The 15,865-nt window shown below is 69.7% G+C and carries 11 protein-coding genes; 2 read left to right on the top strand and 9 right to left on the bottom strand.

Going from position 1 to position 15,865, the window contains the following annotated elements:
• Positions 1 to 2,433, bottom strand: a 2,433-nt coding sequence (locus tag ACYVE7_RS01920; RefSeq protein ID WP_460362618.1) for a hypothetical protein, incomplete at its 3' end; no start/stop codon positions are given.
• A 429-nt stretch (positions 2,434 to 2,862) separates the two neighbouring features.
• On the opposite strand from ACYVE7_RS01920, the gene ACYVE7_RS01915 reads away from it, so the two are divergent.
• Positions 2,863 to 3,648, top strand: coding sequence for an SLATT domain-containing protein (locus tag ACYVE7_RS01915; RefSeq protein WP_460362616.1), 786 nt, complete (start codon positions 2,863 to 2,865; stop codon positions 3,646 to 3,648).
• Between the two features lie 161 nt (positions 3,649 to 3,809).
• On the opposite strand, the gene ACYVE7_RS01910 is transcribed toward ACYVE7_RS01915, so the two are convergent.
• The 7 genes from ACYVE7_RS01910 to ACYVE7_RS01880 form a co-directional block, all read right to left on the bottom strand.
• A complete protein-coding gene (locus tag ACYVE7_RS01910) occupies positions 3,810 to 6,899 on the bottom strand; it encodes an ATP-binding protein (RefSeq protein WP_460362615.1) in 3,090 nt (1,029 codons plus the stop codon).
• On the bottom strand, positions 6,896 to 7,525 hold the full coding sequence (locus ACYVE7_RS01905; RefSeq protein ID WP_460362613.1) for a hypothetical protein: 630 nt from the start codon (positions 7,523 to 7,525) through the stop codon (positions 6,896 to 6,898). Before ACYVE7_RS01905 ends, ACYVE7_RS01910 begins: the two co-directional genes overlap by 4 nt.
• Before the next feature lie 3 nt (positions 7,526 to 7,528).
• Positions 7,529 to 8,611: a hypothetical protein gene (locus ACYVE7_RS01900; protein ID WP_460362611.1), complete on the bottom strand. Its 1,083-nt coding sequence runs from the start codon at positions 8,609 to 8,611 to the stop codon at positions 7,529 to 7,531.
• Entirely contained in the window at positions 8,608 to 9,108 is a 501-nt protein-coding gene (locus tag ACYVE7_RS01895; protein WP_460362609.1) for a DUF4365 domain-containing protein, read from the bottom strand. The genes ACYVE7_RS01900 and ACYVE7_RS01895 overlap by 4 nt, the downstream gene beginning before the upstream one ends.
• A 149-nt stretch (positions 9,109 to 9,257) precedes the next feature.
• Entirely contained in the window at positions 9,258 to 10,412 is a 1,155-nt protein-coding gene (locus ACYVE7_RS01890) for a hypothetical protein (RefSeq protein ID WP_460362607.1), read from the bottom strand.
• Positions 10,413 to 10,441: 29 nt separating this feature from the next.
• Positions 10,442 to 11,344, bottom strand: coding sequence for a GNAT family N-acetyltransferase (locus tag ACYVE7_RS01885; RefSeq protein ID WP_460362605.1), 903 nt, complete (start codon positions 11,342 to 11,344; stop codon positions 10,442 to 10,444).
• Positions 11,341 to 13,308: a helicase-related protein gene (locus ACYVE7_RS01880; protein WP_460362603.1), complete on the bottom strand. Its 1,968-nt coding sequence runs from the start codon at positions 13,306 to 13,308 to the stop codon at positions 11,341 to 11,343. Before ACYVE7_RS01880 ends, ACYVE7_RS01885 begins: the two co-directional genes overlap by 4 nt.
• Positions 13,309 to 13,428: 120 nt before the next feature.
• Here ACYVE7_RS01880 and ACYVE7_RS01875 point away from each other — a divergent pair, with 120 nt between their 5' ends.
• Entirely contained in the window at positions 13,429 to 14,316 is an 888-nt protein-coding gene (locus ACYVE7_RS01875) for a helix-turn-helix domain-containing protein (protein WP_460362601.1), read from the top strand.
• Here ACYVE7_RS01875 and ACYVE7_RS01870 read toward each other — a convergent pair.
• Complete coding sequence (locus ACYVE7_RS01870; protein WP_460362599.1) at positions 14,301 to 15,050, bottom strand: DUF6879 family protein; 750 nt, start codon at positions 15,048 to 15,050, stop codon at positions 14,301 to 14,303. The two genes, ACYVE7_RS01875 and ACYVE7_RS01870, sit on opposite strands and share 16 nt — an antisense overlap.
• Positions 15,051 to 15,865 lie beyond the last annotated feature (815 nt).

Below are 15,865 nucleotides of genomic sequence, written 5' to 3'. Positions count from 1 at the left end.
CGCCGGGGCCGGCTCGTCCGCGCCGGCCCACTGCCCGGCCACCGCGGCCCACACCGGGAGGGTCGTGCCCCGCAGCTCGGAGGCCCGGCCGGAAGCACGGCCCGGATCACCGAACGCGGCTTCGAAGAGCACCTCGACGGCTTCCACCGGAAGGAGTTCGAGGGTGGCGCCGAGCTCCGCGTACCGGTCGCGAACCGCGGCGATACCCTCCAGCGCGCCCCGACCGTCCCCTGCCGCCGCCCGGACGACGAGCTCGGCGAGATCGCACTGGGCGACTCCGATCTCCTCGAAGACCGCGGCGCTCAGCTCACGAGCCCGCGGGATCAGTGGGCGGGCGGCCTCCGGGTCGGACCACATCAGCGCCAGCACCCGGTGGCGGAGCGCGCGCGCCTCCCAGAGCGGTGCGTGCACTCTGCGTGCCAGGTCGAGCGCGTCGCGGAACAAGCCGGCGGCCTCCGCGAACCGGGCGTTGTGCAGGGCGGCATGACCGAGCATGTCGAAACGCCGGATGCGGTCGATGGCCGTCGGGGCGTCATCGCCCATCAGCCGGACCACCTCCCGGTAGTCGCTGCGGCGCAACGCCCCGTCGGCGCGGGCGAACGGCAGGCAGGCGCTGACGTAGCCGCCGTCGTCGACGATGGCGTCGTTGTGCCGGTCCGCGACGTCGAGCAGCCCCGCGATGTGGGCGCGGCTGGCCAGCTCGGCGTGGAAATAGTTGGCGTAGGGGCTGCCGGCGAAGTCGCCCGCGACCCGCCGGAGAGCGAGATAGCAGTCCCGGGAGCCCAGCCCGCCGCGAGCGTTGAGGCGGGCGAACGTGACAAGCCTCAGCAGTTCCGGCGAGTCCGGGAAGTCCTGCAGCCCGCCGACGATCTGACGGTGGCCGAGCATCCCCAGCGTGTACAGCATGTCACCGAGCTCTCGCGGCAGCAGCCCGTGCTCGTGGGCGGCGTGCAGCGCGAGCAGTGTCGCCGACGCGCACCGGCGGCTGAGGTGTGGCCGTCCGTCCTCCCAGACGGCCAGCGCGAGCTCGGCCAGCCGGGCGATCGCCCGTTCGGCGTGGGCGCGCCGCTCGGCCTCGGTCCAGCCGTCGTCGGTGCGCTCGTCGGCGTCGGCCACCCCGCTCCGGAGGGTGTCGGGGAGCCGGAAGGGCGGCCAGACCGACGGGTCGTGCCCGATCTCGGGGCGGTCCAGGAACGCCGCGATCCGCCGTGCGCCGACCTCCGGCAGGACGGCCGCGAGCAGGTCGGCGTCGAACGCCTCCAGCAGGGCGGCCGCGCGCAGCAGAGCACGCTCCGCGGTCGTCATGTCCCGCATCACCCGCAGGACCAGCTCGGGGAACGGCAGCCCGAACGCCTCGGCCGGCGGGCTCTCACCGCGCGCCAGAAACCCCTGGTAGAGCCCTGTCGACAGCTCCAGGTAGAGCGGGGATCCAGCCGCACCGCGCACGATCCGCTCTCGCGCGCGGGCGTCGACGACCGACCGGCCGCCGACGGTCAGCCGTGTCGCCAGGAACTCCCTGGACGCGTCGTCGCGGAGAGCCTTGACCTCGATCGGGTGCGCCAGACCCGGCCAGAGCGCCGCCCCGCCGTACCGCAAGCCCGCGGACCGGGTCGGTTCGTGCCAGGCCAGCCGCCGACGCCCCGAGGCCAGGAACAGGACGTTCGGCATCAGATAGACGAGCCGTGCGACCAGGTCCTCCATTCCGTCGCGTTCCGCCGGCATCGCCTGTACCTGCTCCAGAGAGTCCAGCACGCACAGCGCGAGCACCGGACCGCGCGCCCGCGCCCGCTCCAGGTCGGCGGCGAGCAGAATCGGCATGTTGGCGAGCATCTCGTCCGGATCCTGCTCGTCGAGCAGCACCTGGAGTGCGGGGAACTCCCTGCGCATCCGTTCCAACCGGGTGTTCCCGACGACCGTCCGCCGCGCCTTGTTGAGCGCGTTGACCACGAACGAGATCGCCCCGAACCCGCCGAGCACCTGATCGACGATCTGCCCGATCTGCCGGGCGACCTCCGGCGAGCTCCGCCCCACGAACGTGACCAGCGACTCCCCTGGGTGCTTGCGCGCCCAGTACACGGCCAACGCGACGTCGAACATCGGCCAGGACCCCGCCAACGGCGCCAACGCGGCCCGCAACCGCAACAGCACCGCCTCGAACCCGGCGCTGGCCGGGTGCGCGAAGTCCACGAACGCGCACCCGCCCTGCGCGCCCCTGCCGTCGAGCACGGACGCCGTCCAGTGCCGGGCCAGAGTCGACTTCCCGATCCCGCCTGGTCCGTACAGCGACGTCAGATTCTCGGCCGGCCGCCGGAAGTCCATCAGCTGCTCGGGCGCCCACCGCCGCACCTCGTGCGCCGCGACCCACCCCGCCAGCCGCTCCGCCTCACTCTCCCGGTTGACGAACACCTCACGCCTCTCGAACGGCGCAGCCAACCCGTAAGTGAAGAAATCCCGAGACCCCACCCCAAAAGCTGATCACACCCCACCCACCCCCGTCCACCCGGGTCTCCCGACGGCAGGCACAACACGGCCGTCAACTCCCCGACGTCGCCGGCCAGTGCCATGACGAGGTCGCTATATCGCATCAGGCTTGGTGGGCAGGTGCCTTCATCCGAAGGAGGCCATCCTCACGATCATGCTCGACCGCTTGCATGAATTGATTGCCGACTCTCTGATCTCCATCACCCATGCCTTACACCGTGAACGGTCCACCGACCGATCCCCAGGTGACGGCATTCTGTCAGTGTCTCTCTCTAATCTCTGTTTGGACCGCCACATCGGCGGCACTTGTGCACCTTCTCCTCTTGAAGGTCACCGCAGCAGCAAAGGAGCCCCCTCTTGAGCACGAATAAGGCGATAGACATGACCGGCATCGAGACCAGTATCGCGATCACCCAAGAGAACCTGCGGCAGAGGCTGTTCTACCAGCGCCTTCTCGGCCTTTGGCTGCTCGTCAGCCTCACTCTGACGATCGGATTCGCCTGGGTGGTCGTCCGAGAGATCAAGAGTTTCCCCCGCGAAGCGCAGTACTGGTGCTTCGGAATAGCCTCGGTGTCACTGCTGCTTACAGGGCTCCTCATCGCTGGGCTGCAGAGCACACGTTTCGATGCGGAACGAGAACTGCGACGACTACAGACACTGCGGCGCTCGCCGGGCACGGCACCGAGCAAAGGCGTAGACGCCGTAAGAGCGAGGTATCGCACCGAGGCCTGGGACGATGTTGAACGAGAGCGCGAAAAGGCTGGCCGCAACCGGCAGCTACACCGCCTCATGCAGGCGGTCGTGATGCTCGGCTCCATCCTCGTCACCGCACTGACCGGCGCGACGGCTCCGGCGAATCCCACCAACTGGGTGATCGTCGGGATCAGTATCTCCGTCGCCGGAGCAGCTGGATTCAGCAACCTGTTCCGCTGGCGCGAACTGAGCTTCAGCCAGCAGCAGACCGCAAACGAGATCGAAAAGCAGTACAACCACCTAGACCTGCTCATTCACGACTACGCAGCGCCCGGCATTGATCCGTTGCAGCTCTTCGCGGAGCGGATCGAGGCGCTGAAGGAGGAGCAGCGCAACCGAGAACTCCAGTTGGAGCACTCGCCCGATCGCGGCGGATCAGATGCGGCCGCTGCGGGTTCGCCTCAACCCACGTAGCCGACCCGCCCGCCAGACGGAGGGGCGAGCAGCCTTAAGTTAATCGCTCGGCCCAGCCAGCTTAGGAGCGGACGGACACACGGCCGTCCGCTTCCTACTGCGATAGGCATGGTGCATGTGCCCCTGCCTGATTGGGCTCGTCGATTGTTAGGGCGTCGAGGTCAGGGGTGGGCTCGGTGGAGGATTTCTTCTTCGGTGAGGGGGGATGGGGGGTGGTGGGTGAGGCAGTGGGGGGTTTGGAGGAGGGGGGAGGGGAGGTCGGCTGAGGTGGCGTAGAACTCGCCGGCGTTGAGGCGGCCTGCCCGGTCGGCGTTGCCGCCGCGGGCGCGGGCCATGTCCTTGACGACGGCCAGCTGGGTCGGGTTGTTGATACGGCCGATGAAGACCGTGGTGGCGTTTCCGGAGACCTTGTTGTCGACGCCCTTGGGGGCCTGGGTGGCGAAGATCAGGGCGAGGCCGTACTTGCGGGCCTGGGAGATGAGGGTCTGGGTGCTGGCCAGGGCCGGGGTCCGGCGGCCCGAGGGGGCGAAGTCCTGCGCCTCGTCCATGACGAACAGCCCGCTGAGCGGCTTGTCCCGCACCGGATTCCGTTTGATCCACGTGAACAGCGCCGTCTGAAGCTGGCTGACGAAACCCGGACGCGCCTCATGGGTCAGCCCCACGAGGCTGATGACGGAGACCCGCGCCCGCTTACCCGGCGACGGGGTGAGGAGAAGAGCGGGATCCATGGGCTCACCCTGGCCGGCGAAGAGCGGATCGTTGATCGTCGCCGCCCTGAGGAGCTGGCCGATCTCCGCCGCGATCTCGTCGGCCTTGTCGAGGCCGCTCGCCGCGAACGGCAGCGCCGACAGCATCTCCAGGAGAGCGGGGAAACCGGTCCTGCCGGAGCGGGCGAAATGCTCCAGGGCTTGGCGGAGGACCGCCCTGCCCTTGCTGGCCTTGGCGCTGGCGCCGTCGAGCCGCGCGCGTGGCGCGAGGGTTTCGACCGCGAGGCTCAGAGCCGACTCCAGTTCGTCGGGGTCGTCCAGAAGCGCGGCGAAGTCGGGCAGGGGCTGGAAGGTCAGCGGACGTCCCCGCGAACGTCCGGGAGTCCAGACCACGACCTCGGTGTCGGCGAAGTAGCGGTCGGCGCGGTCGGCGTCGCCCGGGCGCCAGGTCGCGGGCGGTTCCGGCCACGGATCGCCGAGACGGGCCAGGTCGTTGTTCGGGTCGAGGACGATCGAGGAGACGCCCTGCAGAGCGCACTCCTCGATGATCCGGCGGAGCAGGACGGTCTTCCCGGAACCCGACCCGGCGAAGACCGCGACGTGCCGCGCCAGCACCGACAGGTCGAGCGCCACCTCCGTCCGGTCGTCCATCCGCTGCCCGACCACCAGACGCGGCTGGGAACCGGAAACCTCCGGGACCGCTTCAGGAGTGCGCTCACGCTCGGCCGCCGGCGCGATCGCGACGTCCGCGAGCAGCGCGCCCAGCAGCTCCGTGCCGCTGGCCGGCCGCCGGGAACGCAGCCATGCTTCGAGATCGCCGTCGGCCTCCTCCGCCAGGATCCGCAGCGCGGAGAACACCCGCAGATCGTCGCGAGGAACGGGGACGGCGGTCCCTCCGCACTCCTTCAGCTCCGCGAGCCGGGCCCGCGTCACCTCGCCGTCCAGCCAGCCGTGATTGCGCAGGATGACGAAGGACCGGTCGGGGACGTCGGCGCCCAGCCCGGAAGCCTTCATCCCGGCCTGGATCCTGGCCAGATAGGCCCTGTGGTGGACGTCGCCGATCATCCGGAACGTCCAGTGCCGCTCCTCCTCGGTCACCGGATCGAGGGTCTGCCGGAGCCTGGCGTGGAGCGCGGGCTTGCGGCCCGACGGCAGCGGGTCGATCCGGAAGGCCCTGCCGTCCTCCTGCCCCTGCTCGGTGATCCAGGCATCCAGGCCGGCGAAGAGCAGGGGCGGCACCACGACGTCCTCGCGGACGGGATCGTAGGCGGCGTCGATGTCCGCGGCCGCTTTGAGCTCCCGGAACCGGGCGTCCAGCCGTGCGAGATCCGGTTCCTTCTTGTGGACGGTGACGGCCTTCTCCGCGACGGGCTGCGCGAACTGCTCCAGGAGCCGCACATCGCCGGCGTTCCGGCAGCGTTCGATGTGGTCGCCGATCCTGCGGAGCAGGGTGCGCGGAGTCAGCCCGACAGCCGTCGTGAACGCGCCGGGAGCGATCGGCCAGACGGGCTCGGGCGGGACGAACTCGGCTTTGGCGAACGCCGCGGCGAACCGCTTCTCGATCATCGTCCGGGCGGCCCGGGGGTCCGCCAGGGTCGAGAGCACGAGCGAGGTGCGGAACCGGTCCTGAGCCGTGCCGACCGCGTGCTCCTCGATCAGTCTCCAGGAAGACGGCAGGCAGGCCACCAGGCAAAGGGTCCGCTGGGTGAGGTGGCGGAGCGCCATGAGGCCGCCCGCGATCTCCTCGATCGCGTCGGGACGCCCCTCGACCTCCGGGACCGTCGCCGTGCGCGATCTGCGCGAGAACTCCAGGAGCGCGTCGATCTGGTCGACCGCGATCGCGGTCGGCCCCGTCAACGCCAGCAAGGTCGACAGCTCCGAGACGATCTCGCGGTGGTTCCTGAGCCCTCGGCCCAGCCCCCACGCGGCCCGGTCGCCCTCCTGCGTCTCCTCCACCGAGGTGAGATGGTCGTGACCGACTTCGAGGGCGTCGCCGGAGCCGACCGCGTACAGCGCCAGGGCCCGGAGGGTGTCCCGGCATCGCAGGAGCCGCTTGTCACGGGCGAGCACGCCCGCGACCAGCGCGTCAAGGTCCGCGCGGGTGCACGGACGGTATTCGGCGAACCGGTCGCCGACCCCGGCGAAGGACGCGAGCCGCCGCAACGCGACGACCGCCTGCACGGGACCGTCGGAAGCGCTCCTCCCGAGGTCCTCGACCATGGCGTTCGCCACCAGCCGCCAGAACTCCCCGCCCGAGCTGAAGTCCACCAGGAAGAAGTAGCCGCCCGCCTCGGCCATCCTTCCCTTGACCCAGCCGAGCAGATGCGTCTTGCCCGCGCCTCCCTCGCCTTCGATCACGACCCCGAGGGGACTGGTGCCCGACGCGGCGACGGCCTCCTCCACACCGTCGGTGATCAGCCGTTCGGCGTGGGGTTGAAGGCCGGCCACATGGAACGGCGGCGGGTTCCAGGCGTGTTCCGCCGTCGCGGCCCAGTCGAGGATCCTGGACACCTCACGCAGCGCCCTCTCCTGCGCCCCGTTCACCGCGCCTCGATCGCCAGCAGGTGCTTCTTCACTCCGCCCACGCTCACGGCCGCTTCCCGATCTTCGTCCAGCAGGGTCTTCTGGTCCGCCTCGGGCACCAGGTGGACGTCCGGGAGCTGCTCCATCACGCGGAGCGCGTCATCGATCTCGGTTCGGGGGACGGCCGTGAGCAGGGGCCGCAGCCTGGTCAGCAGCACCCACTCCCGGGGCTTGGCCGCGACCTGCCAGTAGGCGTCCCGGATCAGGGCGGGCAGGTCGGCCTCCTCGCGGGGCCCCCTGGCGGTCAGGACCAGATCGCCGAGACTGAGGTCGGCCGCGTCGAGGTAGTCCCGGAGCAGTTCGAGGACGACGTAGAGCGCCTTGCCGAGTGAGCCACCGCGGTCCGGCGCGATCCCGGACAGCTCTGCGGCGCACCACGCCCAGCCCTCGTCGGTCAGCTCGTGCCGGAACGCCCTGCCCTCCTTCTCGCTCCGCACCAGGTGGAGCTCGTTGAAGCGACGCCGCGGAGCCCCGTCGATCGCGTCGCCGATCAGGGCGCGGAGTTCGGGATTGGACGCCGTGCCGCCCAACGCCATCAGCGCCAGCAGGAGCGACCGCTCCCTGGTCCCGAACGTGTTCTTGTCCATCTGTCAGGTCTCCTCATTCATCGGTTCGAAGAGGTCCGCCACGAGTTCGTGGCTGCCGTTCACCTCGCGGAGTGTGCCTTCCACCAGGACCGCACCGCCGGCCCGGTGCGCCGAGATGGCTTCGTCGTAGGTCGCCTCGTCCGGGAGCCGCACCCAGACCGACCGGTGGGTCGCCGTCCCGTCGACGGCGATCCGGCCCTGCACCTTCACCCGGAACCGGTTTCCGCTCCGGTCGTCGGAGAGGGCGCGGATGAATCCGCTGATCGAAGCCCTGCGCTGCCGGAGCCTGCGCAGCCGGTGTTTGACGGTGCGGAGCACCTGCCCGGCGCCGGCTTCGAACTCGACCACGGTCGCGGGGACATCCGGGGGCGCCGCGCGCGCCCAGCGGAAGCCGATCTCAAAGCCGGTGCCGCTCCCGGAGCCGCCGAGCTGCGCGAGCGCGCCGCACAGCTCCGCCGAAACCCCCTCGGCGACCGTCTCGTCGAAGATCCGGTAGTCCTTGCTCCGCAGGGCGCTGCCGGCCGCGTCACTGAGCAGCGGGAGCGTCCGCTGGAGCAGCAGCAGAGCTCGGCGCCCCAGGTCGGAACCGTCCGCGTTCTGGACGGGGACCCGCACCAGCATCGTGCCCTCGGACGCGATGACCGGCCCGACGCACGCTCCCTGGAGCAGCTCGCGGACCGGCGCGGGGGCCGCGCCGTCGAACACCGCGCTCGGACCGGAATGCGCCACCCGCGCCGCCGCCGACAGCACGTCCCGCGCGCCGGACAGCGCGGTGACCGTGTCGCCGAGGCCGATTTGCCCGTTCAGCGCGATCGCTGGGGTCCGGTACCACTGCAGGTCGGCCATCGGCGTCGCGATGTCGGCCGCGACCAGCTCGCGCGGGCGCCGTTCGAGCCGCGCCAGAACCCCGACGATCTCCTGGAGGCGCCGCGCTCCATCCGCGAACCGGTCGCCGTCCGGCACGACGACCTCGTGGTCGTCCCCGAGGATCCAGACGGACGCGCCCCTCCACCGCTCCGGCTGCCGTACCCAGCCCGAGCTTTCGAGGTAGCCGCTGACATCGGCGGCGGACAGCTCCCCCGTCATGCTTCCGGCGCCCCGACCAGCTCGCGCAGCGCCTTCACGGTGAGGACGTCTCCCAGGGAAAGCCTCAGCGGGGGATGGCGGCCCGCATCGGGTTCGAGGATCGGGGCCTCCCCGTCGAACCCCCGGTAGTAGCAGAGCCTGCTGAGCACGAGGCCGTCGGTCTCGACCCGGACATAGCGTTCGGCATCCGGCGGCACGACCACCACGAACAGGTAGCGGGGAACCAGGAACGGCCCGTGGACGAGCTTGTTGTACTGAAGCTCGTTCAGCCCCCGGTAGACGAGTTCGCTCCCTTTGATCACGGGTGTCGACCATGACTTCACCTGAACCTCGATCGCGGGTGAGGCGATCAAGCCGCTCCGGCCCGGGTACTTGAACCCGAGGTCCACTCCGTCATGGTCGAGGTCGTCCTTGAAGACCAGCAGCCCGGCCGCCGATGCGAGCGCCCGCACATAATCCTCAGCGAACTTCCCCTGATGGTTCCGCTTCTCCAGCATCCGTCCCCTCCCCCGCGATGAAATATCACCATTCAGGGCATAGCGGCGAGATTCCCCACAAGTAATGAAACCGTCATCGTCGATCACTTAGGCCACCGATCGCGCTGATGCACCATAAGCAATTGTTTCGGATGAATAGTTGAGGTTATTCAGCCGTTTCTGAAGGTGGATAGGGCGGTGTGGAACGCTTCGGAGGTGGAGTCGGCTTGGGCCAGGGTGCCGGTGAGGAGGAGCATCCGGGGTGGGCGGGAGGAGTCGTAGAAGGTGGGTTTGTGGTGACGGAGGAGGGTTTCGCCGTCGCGGGGCCAGGAGAAGGACGGGCGGTTCAGGAGGGTACGGAGGACCTGGGTGGCCCTGTCGGGGTCGCGGTCGGCCAGCCGGCGGAGCGGGATCGGGGAGAGCCAGTCGGTGCGCAGGTAGTGGGTGAGGGTGTCGCGGTGGGCTCGGCGGGCGACGAGCTCCGGGTAGGTGAAGGCGTCCTCCAGGAGGCCGTAGTCGCGGTAGACGTACATGCCCTCGCCCTCGGCGAAGTGGAGGGCGGCGCTGCGCATCTGGTCCAGGTCGGGTGGGACGGACAGCCGGACGACCAGTTGCTGGAGCCGGCCGGCCCGGATCTGCTGCTGTTCGCTCCTGCGGTACTCGGTCAGACGGGAGAGCAGTTCGCTGCCGGCGATGATGACCAGTTCGTCCCCGAAATGCTCGAGAAACGCCTCACGGTGGGCGTTCACCGCGGCTCGGGCGGCGGCCAGCTTCTCGGGATTGCGGAACATGAGCTCGGGACTCTTGATCGCCTTGACGGCCGCGGCGTCGATGAGGGGCTGGCGGTCCGCCGGCAGGGTCATCATCGGGTTGTAGGTGAACAGCCAGCCGTCCGGAACCGCGACGACCAGTCCTGTGAGGAGCCATCCGGGGCGTAGCCGCGGCGGCAGAGGGAGATCCGGCGGCAGGAGGACGGGGTAGTCGAGATCGTCGAAGACACTACGGACGATCATTCGGTCGGGGCGGATCGTGACGACCTCGAACGTGCCGCTCACGGAGTCGCGCCAGCCGAGGACGAGTTCCCGGTCTTCGCCGGTCAGCGTGCGGGCGAACAGGTCGAGGACCCGGCTTCCGGTGGGCAGTTCCTCCGAGAAGGTGAACTCGCCGAGCACCATGCCCCGAAGGAACGGATCGTTCACCAGGCCGGGTGCGACCGGGCCGCCCCGTACCCGGGCGCACTCGACGACCGCCTCTTCGATCTCCCGCTGGTAGTGGTTCAGCGCGAACTGCTTGGCGTCCTCGATCAGGTCGGTGGCCTTCTTCATGGGCTTTCTCCTGGTTTCCGTCGGTGGGTTCAGCTGGGAGGTGTGGTGGGGAGGCCGGGGATGGTCGGGGTTCGGACGGACCAGCCGTCGTCGGCGGCTATGCGTTCGAAGACGCGGATCTTGTAGGCCAGCCCTTCGGGGGCGCCCAGGTCGCAGTGGGCCCGGGCTTCGGCCCAGTGTTCGGGTGAGCGGATGAGGGGGTGGCCGCGGACGGCGAGGTGGACGGAGAAGGTGGTGAGGGCGTAGATGGGGAGTGCGCTGCGCGGGCGGGCGGCCTGGAGGCGGCGGTGGAGCGGAGTCTCCGTCAGGGACAGGCTGTCGCCTTGGCGTCGGGCGACGAGCAGGGGGCCGTCGGGGATCTCGAAGGTGAGGGCCCCTTCCGCGTCGATCACCCGGTAAGGCGGCAGACGGCCGGCACGGGCGAAGGTCAGGCCGTGTTTCCAGGCCGTCGCCCACATGCCGAGGTCCAGGTAGTAGGTGACGGCGCGCTGCCAGACCCAGTCGGTGTCGAGGCAGATGCCGTCGAGACCCGCGGCCACGGCCTGCTCGTACACGGTGTTCAGCGCGCCCCGCGCATGGCCGCGATGACGTTCCCGTGGCAGCACGTACAGCGAGGACACGTGAACGGAGCCGAAGCCGTGCGGGTAGCGGTAGACCTCGATCGTGCCGACGTCGCCGGTAGGCCCAGTCAGCCAGAACCGGCGGCTGAACCGGCCCGTCCAGACGGCGGCCTTCCTGCCGAGCCTGGCCTCCCAGGAACGCACCGCCTTCGGGGTGAGCAGCGCGGGATCAAGGACCTCCCCGTAGGCGCCTTCGATCGTCGACGCCAGGTCGCAGAGGTCGAACCGGCGCCCTTCCCCGAACTCGACCGGTCGCAGGTTCTCAGCAGAAGCGAGCCGCTCAAGCACCCGCTTCACTTCTTCATCTCTCATCGGAACACCTCCGAGTAGTCGTGGTGACAGGAGTCGCACTGGGGGAACCACGGAGGACAGGGACGGCCGCATCGTTCGCAAAGCCCATGGCGGGACCGATGGCCGACCAGAAGCCGGACGACCGTCCGAACGATCCGTTCCTCGGCGGCCGCGACGTCCGGCCGGGTGAGGCCGCCGATCGGCCCGAAGGTTCTGAGGGCCACGCTCAGATCACGGACATATCGAGCGTCTGACTCGGCCGTGGCGAGGTCGCGGGATGTCCGGCGCGGAAGAGCGAGGTCTGCGCCGGCGAGGACGGCCCGCGCCGTCGGCGCGAAGGCCGGTGCGTCGGCATCGACGGGCAGCAGGAGAAGCCGCCAGAGATCGTGGGACGAACCAGACCACCGGGTGGTGATACCCGGGCCTGCTCCGACCGCCGCACGGACCACCTCCCAGCGCGCCTTCAGACGCGCGACCTCGATCGGCTCCAGTAAGCCGGGTAGCTCCGCCGCGGCGGCCGCCCATCCGTCGAGCGCGTAAGGGAGCTCGGCGCAGGTCGGATTCCCCAGATCGGCCCAGACAGGGGCGAGACGGGCACGGCGAACGGCCAGGTCCGTGGCGACGGAGCCGTTGGCCGCCGCCACTGCGCGCGCGACCAGGCCCCGATCGGCCGAGAGCCCGGGGACACGACTGGAGTAGACGCCGGTTTCGCCGGTGCCGTCCGTATTCCCGCGGCCGGCACGCCCCGCGATCTGGGCGGCCTCCCAGAGCCGGAGCGGCCTACGGCGAACGCCGTCGTACTTGACCGTCTCGGCGAAGGCCACAGCCCGCAGCGGAAGATTGACGCCGTGGCCGATCGCGTCCGTGGCGACGATGACGTCCGCCTCGCCGTCACGGAAACGGTCGAGCTGAGACCTGCGGACGTCCGGTGGCATCGCGCCGTAGAGGACGACCGCTCTCCGTCCCGCGTCAAGGAGTTCCCTGTGGAGGGCCAGCACCGTCTTGCGGCCGAACGCGACGACCGCTGAGCCCGCCGGAACGGTCCGCGCCGTCCAGGGACCGCGTTCCCCCAGGAGCGAGAAACGCTCATGGATCACGGTCTCCACCCGCACCGCGTCGGCGAGGAGCTCCCGCAGCAGCGGCCCGGCCTCGGCTGCGGCCGTGACGTGCAGAACCCGATAGCCGCCCGAAGCGAGAAGCCTGGTCCAGACATGTCCGCGTTCCGGATCGGCCAGCCAGTGCGCCTCGTCGACGACCGCGAAGTCCGCGGTGGGCGGGGCCGCCTCGGCGGTGCAGCAGAGGATCGGCGCACCCCGGTTGCGCTCCTCCTCCCCCGTCAGCAGACCGACCCGCTCGGCCCCGACCCGCGCCGCCAGACGATCATGAACCTCCCAGGCCAGCGCCCGGAGCGGCGCGCAGTAGACGCCTCTGCCGTTCTCGGCGAGCAGCCCGATCGCCTCATGGGTCTTACCCGAGTTCGTCGGCCCGAGCCGCAGCACGACCCGTTCCGGCGGATCGTCGCGAGCCGGAACCCGGACGCGAGCCCGCGCGGCCACCTCCCGCACCCGCTCCGCCGCCCGCCGCCGTCGTTCGGCCAGCCGCTCGGCCCCTGCCGCCGCCTCCGCCCTGAGCCCCTCGACGTCGCCCGCCCGCCAGTAGCGAACCGTGAGAACCTTCCCGTACTTACGGATCTCCGCAGCCGCCACGACCTCCGTCCCGGCGTTCCGCGCCAGGGTCCTGAACCGCGCCGCGCTGACACCCAGCAACGCCCCGGCCTCCGTGGCGTTCAGCCGCGTCTCCGCCGCCAACCGCCGCCGGAACCCCTCAAGATCCTCTAACGCCTCAGCGACCTTCTCTGCGCAGAACGACCGCCCTTCCCTACGCAGCAGCCCGCACTCCAGCGCGAGGCCCACCTCCCGCTCCGAAAGCCCCAGCAACTCCCGAACCTTCCGCCGCCCCACCGGACGACCCGCGTTCTTCTCCATCCCCCAACCGTACGAACCCCCACTGACACTTTCGGTGACCGATCCCGATCGACACCCGTCCCCAAGCCCACGGAGACGGCAGAGCCGACCTCGTAGCGGACGACCTTCCATAATGGCGGTATGGCAGATTCACGATCGTCGTCGGCCCGGGCCGCCAGGGAACAGCTCGGCGCCCGTCTGCGAAGGCTGCGTGAGGACGCCGGTCTCAGCCCGGCGGAGTTCGCCCGACGAGCGAAGTGGGCGGACACCTCCCTGGTCTCCATCTACGAGAAGGGGAGACGGACCATCACGTCCAAGCACGTTCGGCTGTGGTGCTCTCTCTGCGGGGCCTCGGAGCAGGAGACCGGGGACCTGCTGGCCGATCAGGCGAACGTCGCCAAGGTATGGACCACCTACCAGCAGCTGAACCAGCGAGGTCTCGCCCCCGCACAGAAGTCGGTGCGCGATCTCTTCGAGCGGGTCGAACTGATGCGCGTCTACCAGACGAGGCTCGTCCCCGGCCTTCTGCAGAGCGAGGAGTACGCCGCTTGCGTCATCAGAGCCGTGCGGGCCGAGCAGGGCGCCGGGACCGATGACATCGCCGAGGCCGTGGCCGAACGGATGGATCGGCGGGCCGCCCTGCATCGGCCCGACGCCCGGTGGATGTTCCTGCTGGAGGAGGACGTCCTGTGGCACCGAACGGTCCCTGTCGAGACCCATGTCGAGCAGTTGCGGCATCTGCTCGACATGACCCGGCATCCCTCCGTCTGGATCGGCGTCATCCCGCGCGCTCAGGAGCGCCTGAGCACGCGGGGGCTCGGCGTCTGGCCCGAGGAGCCCTTCACGATCTCTGATGAGAGCCACGTCAACGTGGAGCTGGTGTCGGGCCTGCTGTCGGTGACCAGCCCGGACGAGATAGCGCTGTACGTCAACGCCTGGAACCGGCTGTCCCGCCTCGCCACCCCCGGAAACCCGACCCGGGAACTCATCCAGGCGGCTCTCGACTCCCTAGGTCATCGAGGGTCGTAGTCGGCGTGCGGAACCGCCCTCCGCCAGGCCCGATCGAACACCCGACGGCAGCGGGCCACGACCTCGTTGTCGCTCACGAACAGTTCGTCGCTCAGCTCCGAGCCGTCACCCCGATGAAAATCGAACGCCACCACACGGCCGTCGATCAGCCAGAGGTCCGCGGTCGGCAGCAGCAGATCGAAGCTCTGCCGACGCGGAAGCCAGGCCACCGACTCCCCCGCCGCGATGTTCTCCTCCATCAGCGAGTGCTCCCACCTGACATAGTCGGAGACCGGCTCCGACACGACGCGCAGCCGGCGGAAGTCCACGCCGCGCTCTGTGAGCCCGCCGACCAGCGACACCCACTCGGCGCGGTCATGGACGCCGCTCCCGCCCGCGACCCACTCCTGGAAAGCGGCCGACGACGTGTCGTAGGAGTCCCGCGACTGGAGCCGGTAGACCGACCGCCGGGCCCCTCTCAGCAGGTCGAACAGCGACACCTCGTCGGCGCCGATGCGGCTCCGACGTCGGCTTCCCAAGGCCGCTTCCGCGAGCATCCCCGCCATCCGCGCGGGCAGCCACACCACCATCTCGTCGGCGCCTCGCGGGCTGTGCCCTTCGATCTCCGCCAGAATCGCGGGATCGTTCACGATCCTGCCCTGGAAGAAGAAATCCCCTGTGTCCGGCGCCACGAAGATCGCTGGACACTTCTCCAACGGTGATCCCGGATCCTTGCCGACGAACGTCAACCCCATCTTGCGACCCCTCTCGGACGTGCTGCTTGTGCCATCGGAAGACCATCACCCGGTCCGCCCCATGGTCAAAGAATCCGAGGACAAGGTGTCAAAAATAGTCAAAACCCTGGCCACCGGCTGTTTTCTCCCCTACGCTCGAGCCCGCGGAAGCGATCTTGGAGGCCGTCCCTGTCCCCAGCGAGGGGCGGACACGGGCGGCCTCCCTGATGGCCGGCCCGGGCGGTGATGAACAGGTCCGCCGAGATCCACGGTGCGCCGGATGCCCGGTCCTGACCCATACGGTGCGACGGCTGGATACCGTGGGGTGCGATGTCCGAGAATCCCGACCCTCGCCCGTTCGCCCATGTGGACGCACCCAACAGGGCGCGTTCGACCGGGCCGAGCGGGTCGTCCTGCGCGGGCCGGTTCGCGCGGAGTTCGGCGAGCAGCGCCGCCTTGAGCTCGCGGCGGATCCGTCGAGCTTGGCGGCGTAGGCCTTCAGCGCCTCGGCCAGGTGGTTGGCGACTGTTCGATGGCCGCGTCGAAGCCGGAACCCCCAGCCCGTTCCTGCCGCGCCGACCCGCCCCACCGACCACACCTGACGCACCTGCACAGCCCGGGTCTCGCTTCCTCAGATCCCGAGCTTCAGGCCGACGTAGGCGATTTGATGTTCCCGCCGGACGGATCCGGCAGGAAGTGGATGCGTCCAGCGCCCGGGGTGAAGCGGGCACCTCAGAACGCGTCTGGATCTCGATCCGCTCGGAATCGACCGGTTGGAAGTGCCGATGCCTTGAATGTACTGGTCAGAGCCACTACGCCACAATTACCACAACCAA

The organism is Actinocorallia lasiicapitis, assembly GCF_054778695.1.
This window is presented reverse-complemented; position numbering and strand designations above follow the sequence as displayed.